Source organism: Bradyrhizobium sp. UFLA05-153 (assembly GCF_054185185.1).
On the sequence record NZ_JBBIAM010000020.1, the window covers coordinates 1 to 12944 of the forward strand.

The following is a 12944-nucleotide window of genomic DNA, read 5'->3' on the forward strand; positions in this document are numbered from 1 at the left end:
CGTACATGTCCTTGTACTTGGCCTGGTCGACCCAGGCGCGCTTCGCCCACTCTGCCGGCACGTCGTAGATCTTCTCGGACATGTTTTCCTCCACAAGCGGCAAGCTCAACGCCACGCCTACATCATTTGAATGATTATGCGTCGGGCTAACGGCGCCCGACAAGGAGGACAAGCTGGACCTTCGGCGGGCATCCGGCCATGCGAAAGATCAAGGTCAGTGAGGGTGCCTGTCGCAAGTCTGAAAACAACCGGCGCGAGGGCTATTCCGCTCTTTACCGAACCTTGCGGAAGCGGCAACGCAGACCCTCCATGCACCGGAAAGAGGTATCTGGCAACCGTTCGTCACTGATTCGGGACTCGCAATGCCGTTCGGAACCTCCTAAATGGCCTGACCGGGGGTCCAGCGAGACCCAACGGAACAAAAATCAAAACAACAGCATTGTCCGACAACAGGCGGAGCTAAGGCGTAACACTATGATGGATCAGCAGAATTTCGGGACGATGCGGCCCGCTTCAGCCGATCCCGCCGCTATTGCGCTCGCCAAAGCACTCGGACAATGGCCGAAACCGACCGGTTTCAGGCGTCCCACCCCGAAAAAGACCTACGATACGGCCCCCGCGACCTCGGTCGAGGCGCTGGCTCGGGAATTGGGCCTGCGGCTTGGCGACCAGAACGAGCTGACCATCCGCCGCATCAAGCGCGGCAAGGGCTATTCCTTCGTCCGTCCCAACGGCGCCCATATCCGCGACGCCCGCACCATCCGCCGGCTGCACGCCATGGCGGTGCCGCCGGCCTATCGCGAGGTGCGCTACTCGGCCGATCCGAGCTCGCATCTCCAGGCGGTGGGTCGCGATGCCGCCGGGCGGTTGCAATATCGCTATCACGCCGACTGGGAAAAGGTCCGCGAGCAGCGCAAGGCGCATCGCCTGGAAAAGCTCGTCGGCGCGCTGCCGAAGATCCGGCGCAAGGTCTCGGCGTTCCTGTCGGGCGAGGAGCCGACGCGCGAGTTCGCGCTCTCGGCGGTGATCGAGCTGATCGCCCGTACCGCGATCCGTCCCGGCAATGAATCCTACGCCCGCCTCAACGGCACCCGCGGCGCCACCACGCTGCTGAAGTCCAACGTCACGCTGGAAGACGACTGCTTCGTGCTGACCTTCAAGGCCAAGGGCGGCAAGGCGGTGCGGAAGGAATGCGATGCGGCCAAGCTGGTTCGCGCCATTGGCATTCTGCAGGGTGTTCCAGGCAAGCGCATGTTCCAGTATCGCGATGCCTCCGGCACGGTGCGTTCGGTGAACACCACGCAGGTAAACGCGTTCCTGCGCGAGATCGCCGGCATCAAAATTTCGCTGAAGGATTTTCGCACGCTGATGGCCTCGGCCGTCGTCGTGGAATCGCTGTCGCGGATCACGCCGGCGACCAGCCAGCGCGGCCGCAAGCGACAGGTGCTGGACGCGATCCGCGCCGCTGCCGACAAGCTCTCCAACACGCCGGCGATCTGCCGCAGGAGCTACGTCCACGACACCATCGTCACCGCGTTCGAAGACGGCATCCTCGAGCGTTTTGCTGCGACGATGAAGGGGCAACGCTCGCAGGCCAGGCGCGAGCAGCTTTTGGCGCAGGTGGTGGCGACGGCCGCGGTGTAAGGCCCGCTACATCTTGCCCTGAGGCTTCATCACATCGGGTCCGGGATCACGGCCCCCGGCCACGAGGCTCAACCGGCCCAGATAATGGGCCCAGCCCTTGCTGTGGGCTTCGCATTGTTCTGCGGTCGGCAGGCCGCTGTGCGTCATGCGCAACAGCGTGCCGCCATCGCGTTCGATCAGATCGATTTCGATCAGGCTCGAGCCGGGCGGCACTTCCTGGCCGCCCTCCCAACCGAACGTGTAGGCGAGCCGGTGCACCGGCACGACCTCGCGAAACGCGCCGCGGGCGACGCCGCCGCGCTGACCAATACCCTTGAGCAGGTAAAGCCCGCCAGGCTGCGTCTCGAACGTCGCCTCCGAGCCCATCCAGTTCACGATTTTGTCGGGGTCGGCGAGATAAGCGAAGACAGTGGCGCGCGGGGCCGGGATATGGGTCTCGCGGCGGACTATGAATGGCTCAGTCATCGGCGTCGGTTCCCAGGTTGAACTAGGCAGATGGCGCCACTACAGCGCCTCTTCAAGGCCCGCCATCGACGATAGGCCGTGACAAAAATGGCGCGCAGACCGCATGATCGCGTCATGCAGTTATCCTCGACGCTCGCCTGGCTCGTCGATGCCGCCGCCGAGACCACGGGCGCCGACCGGTTGCTCGCGAATCTCGGCGCGCATCTGGTTGCGGATGGATTGCCGCTCATCGCGGGCAGCCTGACCCTGGACGTCCCGCATCCCTTGATCGCACAGCGAACCTGGCTGTGGCGCGCCGAGAGCGGCGAGGTCGTCGAAGCCCTCGGCTTTGCACCGGGGGCTGCCGCACTTGCACCACGCAACGATGCCGGCCGGCGCTGGCTGAGCGGACTCGCTGCCGGCATCGTCCACGAAGACGTGATCGGACGGCGCCAGGAAGGGCCGTTGCTCGGCTGGATCGGGCCGCGCCCGTTCACGCCGCGCGAGATCGACGATCTCCAGCAAGCCGCGCGCTTTGCTGCCGCGCCGCTCGCCGTGCTCGCCGTACGGGCCACGCTGGCGGCCGCGCTCGAAGCCTATCTCGGCCGGCGCAGCGCCGAGCGCGTGCTGGCCGCGCCGCTGCGCCGCGATCTCGGTGAAACCATCCAGGCTGCACTGCTCTATGCGGATCTGCGCGACTTCACGGCGCTGTCCGAAGGCAATCCGCCGGCCGCGGTCATCTCGGCGCTCGATGCCTGGTTCGATCGCATCGCGGGCGCGGTGCACGCCTTTGGCGGCGAGGTGCTGAAATTCATCGGCGATGGCGTGCTGGCGATCTTCCCAGTGGTTGATGGTTCGCCGCGTCGTGCCTGCGACGCCGCCTTGCGCGCGGCGACCGCGGCACGCGCCGGCATGGTTCATCTGGATGACGAACGGCGCCGTCAGGGATTGCCGTCGCTGTCGTTCGGCGCCGCGCTTCATCTCGGCGAGATGCTGTGGGGCAATATCGGCGCCGCCAATCGGCTGGATTTCACCGCGATCGGTTCGGCCGTCAACCTGGTGAGCCGGCTCGAGGGATTGTGTAAGCCGCTCGGCAAGACAGTTCTGGTGTCGGGTGCGCTGGCCGCCGAGACCGACACGCCATTGCTTTCGCTCGGGATGCATCGGCTGCGCGGCATCGCCGCGCCATGCGAAGTGTTCGCACTGCCGGAAAGTTGATTGCCGTAAGGCGAAAGGAGAGGTGGGCACGCTTCGCTTTGCCCACCCTGCAACTCGAGCTACGGCAGCAACTACAACCCGCCCATCTTGCAGACGAGTTTCCATTCGTCCGCGGTCACCGCCTGCACCGAGAGGCGCGAATATTTCACCAGCGCCATGTCGGCGAGCTTCTTGTCGGCCTTGACCGCGACCATCGTCACCGGCGTTTTCAATGGCTTGTCGGCCTTGATGTCGACGCAGACGAACTTGCCGGTCTTGTCGGTCGGATCGGGATAGGCCTCCTTGATGACTTCAGCGATGCCGACGATCTCCTTGCCCTCGTTGGAATGATAGAAGAACGCCTTGTCGCCCTTCTTCATGTTCACGAGATTCTGCCGCGCGGTGAAGTTGCGCACGCCGGTCCAGGCCTCGCCCTTGGCGCCCTTGGCGACCTGCTGGTCCCAGGACCAGACGGACGGTTCGGATTTCACCAGCCAGTACGCCATGTTCATTCCTCTGCCTTGAAGGGGCGCGTCAAAAGCCCTGAGATCGCGGCGTCGATCGTGCTCTTGCCGCTCAGGATCGCCGCCACCGCTTCTGATACCGGCATCTCGATGTTTTGCGAAGACGCGAGTTCGATCAGCACGGGTGCGGTGAACTCGCCTTCGGCGAGCTTGCCGGCCGGCGGCGTCTCGCCGCGCCCGAGTGCGAGCCCGAGCGCGAAATTGCGCGACTGCGGGCTTGAACAGCTCAGGATCAGGTCGCCGAGGCCGGACAGGCCTGCAAGCGTCTCGCTACGCGCGCCGAGCGCACGGCCGAAGCGGGCGAGCTCGGCAAAGCCGCGCGTGGTCAATGCGGCCTGCGCGGAAGCGCCGAGCCTGCGCCCGACCGCGATGCCGACCGCGATCGCCAGCACGTTCTTGGCGGCGCCGCCGATCTCGACGCCGCGCACATCGGTCGAGTGATAGGGGCGGAATGTCGGCGAGCCCAGCGCCTGCACCAGTGCGCTTGCGAGCTGATCGTCTGTCGCGGCCAGCGTCACCGCCGTCGGCAAGCCGCGCGCGACGTCGTCGGCGAAGCTCGGTCCCGACAGAATCGCAGGCAGCGCGAGCGGCGCGGCTTCCGCGATCACGTCAGTCATGAATTTATGGGTGCCGTGCTCGATGCCCTTGGCGCAGGCAATGACCGGAGTTGGTTTTGTCAGATGCGGTGCCAGCGTGTTGACCGCGCCGCGCAGATGCTGTGCGGGCGTCACGATCAGCAGGATGTCTGCACGCGCCGCGAGTGCCAGCTCGCTCGTCACCACGATGTCGGGAGCTAATTTCACGCCAGGAAGCCGCGGATTTTCGCGCGACGATGCAATCCGGCCTGCGTGCTCGGAATTACGAGCGCACAGCGTCACCGTTCTTCCCGCCCGTGCAGCGACCGTCGCCAGCGCCGTTCCCCAGGCGCCCGCGCCGATCACCGCAACGGACTGGAGGGATGTCATCGTTAAAATCCTGCGCGCGTGTTGGCGTAGCCTTTGGGCGCCGTCGCGTTGGCATCGAGCAGCCAGCGCGCGCGGGGCTGGGCATCCATCGTGTCGGTGAGGCCGAGCGCGAGACGCTCCGCGCCAGCCCAGGCGATCATCGCGCCGTTGTCGGTGCAGAGCGCGGGCGGCGGCATGATCAGCCGCGTCCCGGCCGCTTCAGCAACGTCCTGCAATGCGCCGCGAATCGCCTGATTGGCGGCGACGCCGCCGGCCGCGACGAGTGCCTGCGGCGGACCGAACTGCTCGCGGAACAGCTTTAAGCCCATGCTCAGGCGGTCTGCGGTCGAATCCAGCACCGCGGCCTGAAAACTCGCGCAGAGATCGCTGATGTCCTGTGGCTCGAGCGGAATGATCCGGCTCGCTTCGTTGCGCACCGCCGTCTTTAGTCCCGACAGCGAAAAATTAGCGTCCGGGCGTCCCTGCATCGGCCGCGGAAACGCAAATCGCGCCGCATCGCCGTCTGCCGCGGCGCGCTCGACCTGCGGACCGCCGGGATAAGGCAGCCCGAGCATCTTGGCGACCTTGTCGAAGGCTTCGCCGATCGCATCATCGACGGTGGTGCCGAGCCGAATATATTGTCCGACGCCGACCACGGCGACGATCTGGGTGTGGCCGCCCGAAGCCAGGAACAGGCAATAGGGGAATTCGAGGTGATCGGTCAGCCGCGGCGTCAGCGCATGCGCCTCGAGATGGTTCACCGCGACGAGCGGGGTGTCGTGCACCATCGCGATCGCCTTTGCCGTGGTGAGTCCGACGATGACGCCGCCGATCAGTCCCGGACCGGCCGCGGCGGCGACCCCCGACAATTCGGCGAAGCCAATGCCGGCTTCTGTCATGGCGCGGTCAATAATACCGTCGAGCAGATCGACATGGGCGCGCGCGGCGATCTCCGGCACCACGCCGCCGAAGCGGGCGTGTTCCTCGACCTGCGAGCGCACGATGTTGGAGAGAATCTTGCCGTCGCCATCACCTGCGCGCGCGATCACGGCTGCGGCGGTTTCGTCGCAGGTGGTTTCGATGCCCAATACCAGCATTGGCGAATTGTTATCCAATTTGCGCCCTTGCGCTCTTCCGCAAAGCAGAGTTCTGGTACGTCCGGTAGCATTCCGGGGTCGCCAAAGGCAATCGCGCCTTGCAACTTCCGGAACACCAGGTCGCGGTGCGCCGGAGAATAGAGATCATGGCCATTCTTGTCACACGGCCGCATCCCGACAATGAGGCCACCGCGGCAAGCCTGCGTGCTCAGGGTCATGTGGTGCTGCTCGCGCCGGCGCTCAAGTTCGAGCCGGTCGCGTTTCACGACGAAAGCGAGGCAAGCTATAGCGGCATCATCGTCACGTCCGCCAATGCAATCCGCGCCATCGCGCCGCAATTGCCGGAGCTTTGTCTATCGAAGCTGCCGCTGTTCGCGGTCGGCGAGCACACGGCCGCAGCTGCCCGCGAGGCCGGCTTTGAAAAGGTGATCGTCGCCGGCGGGGACGGGGCGGCCCTTCGAGACAAGGTGCTGCAAGGCGCGCGCGACAAGGTCGTGAAGAAAAAGAGCACGCTGCTTTATCTCGCGGGCGCGGATCTGTCGCGCGATCTCTCGGCCGAGCTGGGTGCGGAAGGATTCAACGTGGTCGCGCAAACCATCTATCGCATGGTGCCGGTCAAGCATCTGCCGCGCGAGGTCTGCGAAGGTTTTGTCGCCCATGGCATCCGGGCCGTCCTGCATTATTCGCGGCGCAGCGCGCGCGCCTTCCTGGATGCGGCGCGCGACGAGGGCGTCGAGATCTCCGCGCTGTCGATTCCGCAGTGCTGCCTGTCGGAGAGCATCGCCGGCGTGCTCCGCGAGGCCGGCGCGACGCAGGTTGCGGTCGCGGCCGCGCCGGACGAGAATGCCTTATTTGAGACCTTGGCGCGTGCTTTGCGCACCCGTTTGGCGTAAGAGAACGGGCCGAATCCTTCAACTTTGGGGTCCGGTCCGAGTACGTCGCTTGCAAGTGTGAGGAAACGTCACGATGGCCGAAGACAAGCCTGAAGACGCAGGATTGGCCCCCGAGTCCGGTCGTGCCAAGCGCACTCCGCCCACCATCGATCTCGAGGCGACCGAGGTATCCACCCAGCCGCAGCAGCCGGCCGATGAGCCGGAGCCGGCCGAGGCCGATGCAGCCAAAGCCGAATCGGTCGCGGCCGAGGCAGCCGAGCCCGAAGCCGCCAAGCCAGAAGGCGAGCCGGAACGCGCCGAGGCCCAGGCCGCGGTGCCTCCGACGTCCAAGCCGGTGTCCCCCTGGGTCATTGCGCCGCTGTCGGGCGCGGTTGCAGCCGCGCTGGTGATCGCGGTCGGCTGGATGTTGGGCTGGCCCCAAGTGCAGGCGCCATCGGCGGCGCCGCAGGTCGCGACCGCGACGGTCGATGCATTGAGCGGGCGCCTCGCCACTGTCGAGACCAAGGTCAACAAATCAGTGGCACCTGCCGCAGACCCGGCCGCAGCGGCGCGGCTTGACGCGCTGGACAAATCGGTCACCGCCTTGCGCAGCGACATCGCGAGCCTGCGCACGCAATCGGACAAGCTCGGCAGTGCACTGAACGACGTGAAGTCCGCGCCGCGCGACGCGGCTGCCGCGCCGGATCTGTCTGATATCACCGATCGCATCGCGCAGCTCGAGCGCACCATCAAGGCCGAGCGTGCCGAGCGCGCACAGCAGGGCGAGAAGATCGCCGATGCAAAGTCCACCGACGACAAGGCGCTGCGTCGCGTCGTTGCGGCGGCACTGCTCGACGTCGCGGTCCGTCACGGCGATGGCTATGCAGCGCAGCTTGCGGCAGCGAAATCCTTCGCGCCTGATCCGCAGGCGATGAAGCCGCTCGAGACGTTCGCATCCGTCGGCATTCCGTCTCCCGTGCTGCTGAGCCGCGAGCTCCTCAACATCGTGCCAAAGTTGTCGCCACCGGCGGAAGCGCCGGCCAGCAGCGGCGGCATCGTCGATCGCCTTCAGGCGGGGGCATCAAAGCTGGTCCGCATCGAGCGCACCGACGGCGTCGGGAATGATCGCGGCGCGATCGTCGCGCGGGTGACCGCGGCGGCGCTGCGCAACGATTTCGACACGGCGCGGCGCGAGCTGAAGACCTTGCCGGAAGCCGATCGCGAAGCCGCAAAGGCCTGGCTCGACAAGACCGATGCGCGCGATGCCGCGCTCGCGGCGTCCCGCAAATTCGCCGACGATGCCATGGCGGATCTCGCCAAACCCGCGCAATAGACTGCGCCTGAAGGGATCACCATGCTTCGCGTCGTATCGTTCCTCATCCTCATCGCACTTGCCGCGGCCGGCGGGGCCTGGGTTGCCGATCAGACCGGCGATGTCATCCTGACCTGGGGCAACTTACGCGCCACGACGACAGTGCCGGTGTTCGCGTTCGGGCTCGGCCTTGTTGCGGTGGCGGCAATATTCGCCTGGAGCATTTTGAGCGGGATCTGGCGAACGCCGGCGCGGATGCGTCGCCGTCGTCACGACAAGCGCCATGCGCGCGGCCGCCACGCCATCACCCATGGCCTGCTGGCGATCGGCCACGGCGACACCGCGCTCGCGCGCCGCCACGCGGATGCGGCGCGGCGGCATGCGCCGGACGATCCGCTGGCGCTGCTCCTGCACGCGCAGTCGGCGCAGCTCGACGGCAATCGCGACGAGGCGCAGCGTGCCTTCCGCGCCATGGCCGAGCGTCCCGATACGCGGCTCCTCGGCCTGCGCGGCCTTTTCATCGAGGCACAGCGCGCCGATGATGCAGTTTCCGCGGTGATGATCGCCGAGGAGGCCATCAAGCTGTCGCCGTCCTCGACCTGGGCCTCGCAGGCGGTGCTCGGTTTCCGCTGCGCGCGCAGCGACTGGAGCGGCGCGCTCGCGATCCTCGATTCAAATCTCTCGGCCGGCCTGATCGACAAGAAGGCATGGCGACGGCAGCGCGGCGTGCTGCTCACGGCGCGCGCGCTGGAGCTCGAGACCATGGACCGCGACGTCGCGCGCGAGAGCGTGATGGAGGCGGTGAAGCTCGCGCCGACCCTGGTGCCGGCCGCCGCGCTCGCAGCGAAATTCGAGAGCGAGGCGCATCAGGTGCGCCGCGCCATGAAGCTCGTGGAAGCCGCCTGGCTTTCGCATCCGCATCCCGATCTCGCCGATGCCTATGCGCATGTGAAGCTCGGCGATTCCGCGCGCCAGCGCTTGCAGCGGATCGAGACGCTGGCGGCCAAGACGCCCGGTCATGTCGAGGGCCAGCTCGCGCTCGCGCGCGCCGCGATCGACGCATCCGAATTCGTCCGCGCCCGCGAGGCGCTGGCGCCGCTCATCAACGATCCGACCCAGCGGGTTGCGCTCCTGATGGCGGAGATCGAGCGCGCCGACCATGGCGACAGCGGCCGTGCGCGGGCCTGGACCTTGCGCGCCGTGCGCGCCCGTCACGACCCGGCCTGGACGGCCGATGGCTATGTCAGCAACCGCTGGCGTCCGGTTTCGCCGGTCACCGGCCGGCTCGACGCCTTCCAATGGCAGGCGCCCGTTGCGAGCCTGCCCTCGGACAAGGGCACGACGATCGAGGCCTCCCCGTTCGAGGAGGCCATGCTGGCTGCCCCGCCGCCGAAGCGGATCATCGTCAGCAGCGAGGCGCTGGAACCGGTCCAGCCAGCGCCTGCGCCGGCCGCGCAGGACAATCTGCCGCCCGCGCCCAAACCTTTGGAAGCCAAGCCCTTGGAAACCAAGTCTTTGGAAACCAAGCCTGCCGAGACCAAGCCTTCGGAGGTCAAGACGCCGGAAGCCAAGAACGAAGCCAAGAACGACGCCAAGACAATCGACGTGAAGGTGTCCGAAGCGCCCGTGCCGGTCACGGCGGCCAATGAGCTGGCCAAACCGGCGCCCGAGCCCGCCGAATCGGCCCCCATTGCGGCCACGCCCGTGTTCCGCGCCCGTACCGACCTCGGCAAGCCGGCGTTTTCGCCAATTCCTGCCGTTATCCCGATCGTCCGTGCGCCAGATGACCCCGGAATCGATGACGAGGGGCCGAGCGATGAATTTACGGAACAAATCGGCACGCCGAAGGCCCAGGCCGGCGGCTGGCGGGGTTTCTGGTCCCGCTGGGGACGCTGATCGGCAAGTTGGGCCCGGCTTGTCCTTGCCAATTCGGGCCACGCCCGATATCAGGAGCGCGCGCGTCCGGGGGCCGATAGGCCCCCAAGGGCCGTCAAGGGTCCGCCGCAATAGCTCAGTTGGTAGAGCACGTCATTCGTAATGACGGGGTCGGGGGTTCGAGTCCCTCTTGCGGCACCACTTCTCCTTCACCAGCGGTCGCCGCCTGTCGTTTTTAGCGCTTAAAGCGCTGAAGCGATTACTATTTTTGATAATCTTGTTCTTGGCAGTGCGTCGGCGTTCTTTGACAGCCGGAACAACCGTTGGCAGTTTTGTTGGCATCGGTACGTTGGCGATTCTCTCAATGCCAACATTTTCAATGCCAACATTTTGAAAATACCCAAGCACTGAGCTACGGACTTTTTGCCTCGCGTGCCTGCCTGCCGTGAAGGCGCGCCAATAGTCATCATGTGATTTCGTCAATGGGATACGACGAGAAATCTGCGGGTCCCATATTGCCAGCCGGGCCCCTGCGCCTATGCCCTGACCAACCCAATTTCAAACTGCTCGACTTAAAGGTGGCCGCCGCCGCCGCGGTTACAGCAGGAGGGTGCATTCATCGAAGTCCGCCCCGGTCGCTACCAAATTCGGCCCCGCACCGGAGTGTCGGGTGGAGGACCGGCTTAAGAATGGGCCGTCTTAGCTGATTGCGAAGTTGCCAAATCTAATCAACCGGCGCGCCCGCGGAGCGTTTTCGAGGACGCCCCAGTTTCGGTCGAGGCGGTATCGGGCGAGGTGGTCTCGCCTTTACGGTGAGGCCCACGCCGAGGGCGTTAAGGAGAGCCATGACCCGGTAAAGGAAAGGCTCTGTCTCTCCGCTAAATGTCACGTAAAGCTTGTCGCGACGCAGCCCGGACTCCCGTGCCAAAGCTTGTACGTTCTGAGCCCGCATTACCCGATTCATTGCCATCAAGATAACATCGATGTCATTTTCTTCAAATGCGTCAGATAGATAGGCCGCGATTGCCTCCGGATTATCTCTGAAAAGTTTGGCGTCTGCTTTCCGATCCGACATGGGCTGCCCCCCGTTGATTAAGGGTGACTGTGGCCTCCGAGCGACAGCCTTATATCGAGAAATTGGTATAGTTGCCGCACTAAATGCGTATAGCTGCCGAACTGAAATTTGGGGATCGGTGCGGAACGCCCTCCACCGTGATCAACCTTGACGCGAACTATTGGGGATTACCATGAGGAAATTGGTGCTCGCACTGGCCGCGACAGCGGCGCTCACGGGGCAGGCATTTGCTGCTGATATGGCCGTCAAGGCGCCTCCGCCTCCGCCTCCTGCTCCGGTTGCCAACTGGACCGGCTGCTACATCGCCGGCAGTGTTGGTTACGGCCTCTACGACAACGAAACGAATAGCCGCTTCAGGGACCCCGTCACCGGTACGGACTTTGTTGCTGGCGCGAACGTGAACGTGGCCGGGAAGGGCTGGCTGGCCGGCGGCGGCGGCGGCTGCGACTATCAGTTCGGGCTCGGCGGGGGAGGCGGGTTCTTCGGCACGGGTCAGTTCGTGATCGGCGTCCTGGCTGATTACTATTGGTCCGACATGAGGGGTGATCGCCCCAGTATCCTTTCCCCCTTCTTTTCCGCGCAGGAGAAGGTGAACTCTCAGTGGGCTGTAGGCGGCCGCATCGGCTGGCTCGTGAATCCGAACACCCTCACCTACTTCTCCGGCGGCTACACTGAAGCCCATCTGACTGGCACTGGTAACTTCTTCACCCCAATAAACAACACCTTCCTTGGTACCGTGATTCCGGGCCGCACGGTCCAGGGTTGGTTCCTTGGCGGCGGTGTCGAGTATCAGAGCGGTTGGATTCCGAACCTCACCTGGAAGACCGAGTATCGCGTCTCCGAGTATAACCGGACCGATCGCTTCGAGAATGTTATCGCGACTGGCCTGTCCACCAATTTCTTCAGCAGCGACAGGCTCATCACTCAGACCGTCATGACCTCGCTGGTCTATCGCTTCAACTGGGGCGGCCCGGTCATTCCGAGGTACTGATCTCTCCCGACTTGAACGTCCTGAAAGCCCCGGCATCGCGCCGGGGCTTTTTTATTTGAGGCTTTTCGCGACTGAGCTTGCGGGCAACAGCGACGAATCCATTACAAGCTACTACCGCACCGACCGCACCTTCCAGAAGGATGAGATGCTGGCGCCCGGTATGACTGAATTCGCAGCGGACCTGGGGGGCCATCGTCAACGACATCAGGGCCAGCCTTGGGGCCCCCTTGGGGGCATGGTACCATTTCCAGGCGCGCCCCCACCCCTGGCTTCAAAAAGTTTGGGCTAGACTAAAGCCAAAGCCTGTGCCGGACTTCACAGGGCGGTGTCCACTTTCGGAAAATATTGGGGGCAGGGGCACCGAAGTACCAACGCCCTTAGGAGCCCCTGCGGAGGCCGCTGGTTGCCGTCTGGGTTCTGGCCCATCGCCTTAAGCGCGCCGTGCTGCAGGCCTGGGCAAAGGCACTTCCTGCTTGGTCTAATTGCGCCAACCGAAGATTGGTAGGAACGACGGTGCCTGGGCATTTTGCGCAGACTGGTCCTGTGCTCGGGCGTCTTGTGCGGGTGGGACCTGTACCCGTGCAGTTTGCTCCCGCCGGATCTTTTTTTGCGGATTTTGCACGGGCTGTATCTCTGCCCGGGCATGATGGACGGGCCTGACGTGTTGGTGCCTTTGCATGGACCGAAGCGGTGCTCGGGCATTTTCCGCAACCCGTGCCGGCGCATCTTGAACGGGCTGTACTGGCCCGACCTGTGCCTGCGCATCTTGCTCGGCCATCCAAGCTTGGAATTGCCTAAACAGGGTTTCAGATGGCACCTCACTATTTTCCGTCTGCCTCTGACCGGCGGGTTCAGAGACCGCAGCCGCTTCGTCGCGGGTCGGCGCGTCCGTTGCGGTCGGCGGCAAGGCCTGAGCATCGGCGGTAGATTGAATTGTTGACGTCGATCGGTCGGTGCCAGGCTGACTCT

The 12944-nt window shown here is 64.9% G+C and carries 11 protein-coding genes and 1 tRNA gene; 7 read left to right on the plus strand and 5 right to left on the minus strand.

Features of this window, described 5'->3' with window-relative positions; genetic code table 11:
- Nucleotides 1–474: 474 nt before the first annotated feature.
- On the plus strand, nt 475–1644 hold the full coding sequence (locus Q2941_RS14325; RefSeq protein ID WP_027523425.1) for a DNA topoisomerase IB: 1170 nt from the start codon (nt 475–477) through the stop codon (nt 1642–1644).
- A 6-nt stretch (nt 1645–1650) separates the two neighbouring features.
- On the opposite strand, the gene Q2941_RS14330 is transcribed toward Q2941_RS14325, so the two are convergent.
- Nucleotides 1651–2109 carry an SRPBCC family protein gene (locus Q2941_RS14330; protein ID WP_027523426.1) on the minus strand — a complete coding sequence of 153 codons (459 nt, stop codon included), beginning with the start codon at nt 2107–2109 and terminating at the stop codon, nt 1651–1653.
- Nucleotides 2110–2223: 114 nt separating this feature from the next.
- On the opposite strand from Q2941_RS14330, the gene Q2941_RS14335 reads away from it, so the two are divergent.
- Entirely contained in the window at nt 2224–3306 is a 1083-nt protein-coding gene (locus tag Q2941_RS14335; protein ID WP_254109615.1) for an adenylate/guanylate cyclase domain-containing protein, read from the plus strand.
- Between the two features lie 71 nt (nt 3307–3377).
- On the opposite strand, the gene Q2941_RS14340 is transcribed toward Q2941_RS14335, so the two are convergent.
- The 3 genes from Q2941_RS14340 to tsaD are packed head-to-tail and all read right to left on the minus strand — an operon-like array spanning nt 3378 to nt 5850.
- Nucleotides 3378–3791, minus strand: coding sequence for an EVE domain-containing protein (locus Q2941_RS14340; RefSeq protein WP_458192855.1), 414 nt, complete (start codon nt 3789–3791; stop codon nt 3378–3380).
- 2 nt (nt 3792–3793) lie between these two features.
- The gene (locus tag Q2941_RS14345; protein WP_458192856.1) at nt 3794–4774 is read right to left on the minus strand and encodes an NAD(P)H-dependent glycerol-3-phosphate dehydrogenase; all 981 of its coding nucleotides are present in this window, start codon (nt 4772–4774) and stop codon (nt 3794–3796) included.
- Nucleotides 4775–4776: 2 nt separating this feature from the next.
- Nucleotides 4777–5850: a tRNA (adenosine(37)-N6)-threonylcarbamoyltransferase complex transferase subunit TsaD gene (gene tsaD, locus Q2941_RS14350; RefSeq protein WP_458192857.1), complete on the minus strand. Its 1074-nt coding sequence runs from the start codon at nt 5848–5850 to the stop codon at nt 4777–4779.
- 146 nt (nt 5851–5996) lie between these two features.
- Between tsaD and Q2941_RS14355 the strand changes: the two genes are divergently transcribed.
- The 4 genes from Q2941_RS14355 (at nt 5997) to Q2941_RS14370 (ending at nt 10110) form a co-directional block, all read left to right on the plus strand.
- Entirely contained in the window at nt 5997–6743 is a 747-nt protein-coding gene (locus Q2941_RS14355; RefSeq protein WP_027523431.1) for a uroporphyrinogen-III synthase, read from the plus strand.
- Between the two features lie 73 nt (nt 6744–6816).
- Entirely contained in the window at nt 6817–8055 is a 1239-nt protein-coding gene (locus Q2941_RS14360; RefSeq protein ID WP_458192858.1) for a COG4223 family protein, read from the plus strand.
- 21 nt (nt 8056–8076) lie between these two features.
- Entirely contained in the window at nt 8077–9930 is a 1854-nt protein-coding gene (locus Q2941_RS14365) for a heme biosynthesis protein HemY (protein WP_458192859.1), read from the plus strand.
- A gap of 104 nt (nt 9931–10034) precedes the next feature.
- Nucleotides 10035–10110: transfer RNA gene (locus Q2941_RS14370), tRNA-Thr, on the plus strand.
- 523 nt (nt 10111–10633) lie between these two features.
- Here the strand turns inward: Q2941_RS14370 and Q2941_RS14375 are convergent.
- Nucleotides 10634–10984 (minus strand): addiction module antidote protein, encoded by a 351-nt coding sequence (locus Q2941_RS14375; protein ID WP_084801465.1) that lies wholly within the window; start codon nt 10982–10984, stop codon nt 10634–10636.
- A gap of 172 nt (nt 10985–11156) precedes the next feature.
- Here Q2941_RS14375 and Q2941_RS14380 point away from each other — a divergent pair, with 172 nt between their 5' ends.
- Nucleotides 11157–11975: an outer membrane protein gene (locus tag Q2941_RS14380; protein ID WP_458192860.1), complete on the plus strand. Its 819-nt coding sequence runs from the start codon at nt 11157–11159 to the stop codon at nt 11973–11975.
- The last annotated feature ends 969 nt before the right edge of the window (nt 11976–12944 follow it).

Coding starts and splice junctions, on each gene's coding strand:
- Q2941_RS14375 (WP_084801465.1), bottom strand. CDS start 10,984: ATGTCGGATCGGAAAGCAGACGCCAAACTTTTCAGAGATAATCCGGAG.
- Q2941_RS14360 (WP_458192858.1), top strand. CDS start 6,817: ATGGCCGAAGACAAGCCTGAAGACGCAGGATTGGCCCCCGAGTCCGGT.
- Q2941_RS14335 (WP_254109615.1), top strand. CDS start 2,224: ATGCAGTTATCCTCGACGCTCGCCTGGCTCGTCGATGCCGCCGCCGAG.
- Q2941_RS14340 (WP_458192855.1), bottom strand. CDS start 3,791: ATGGCGTACTGGCTGGTGAAATCCGAACCGTCCGTCTGGTCCTGGGAC.
- Q2941_RS14380 (WP_458192860.1), top strand. CDS start 11,157: ATGAGGAAATTGGTGCTCGCACTGGCCGCGACAGCGGCGCTCACGGGG.
- Q2941_RS14325 (WP_027523425.1), top strand. CDS start 475: ATGATGGATCAGCAGAATTTCGGGACGATGCGGCCCGCTTCAGCCGAT.
- tsaD (WP_458192857.1), bottom strand. CDS start 5,850: ATGCTGGTATTGGGCATCGAAACCACCTGCGACGAAACCGCCGCAGCC.
- Q2941_RS14365 (WP_458192859.1), top strand. CDS start 8,077: ATGCTTCGCGTCGTATCGTTCCTCATCCTCATCGCACTTGCCGCGGCC.
- Q2941_RS14345 (WP_458192856.1), bottom strand. CDS start 4,774: ATGACATCCCTCCAGTCCGTTGCGGTGATCGGCGCGGGCGCCTGGGGA.
- Q2941_RS14330 (WP_027523426.1), bottom strand. CDS start 2,109: ATGACTGAGCCATTCATAGTCCGCCGCGAGACCCATATCCCGGCCCCG.
- Q2941_RS14355 (WP_027523431.1), top strand. CDS start 5,997: ATGGCCATTCTTGTCACACGGCCGCATCCCGACAATGAGGCCACCGCG.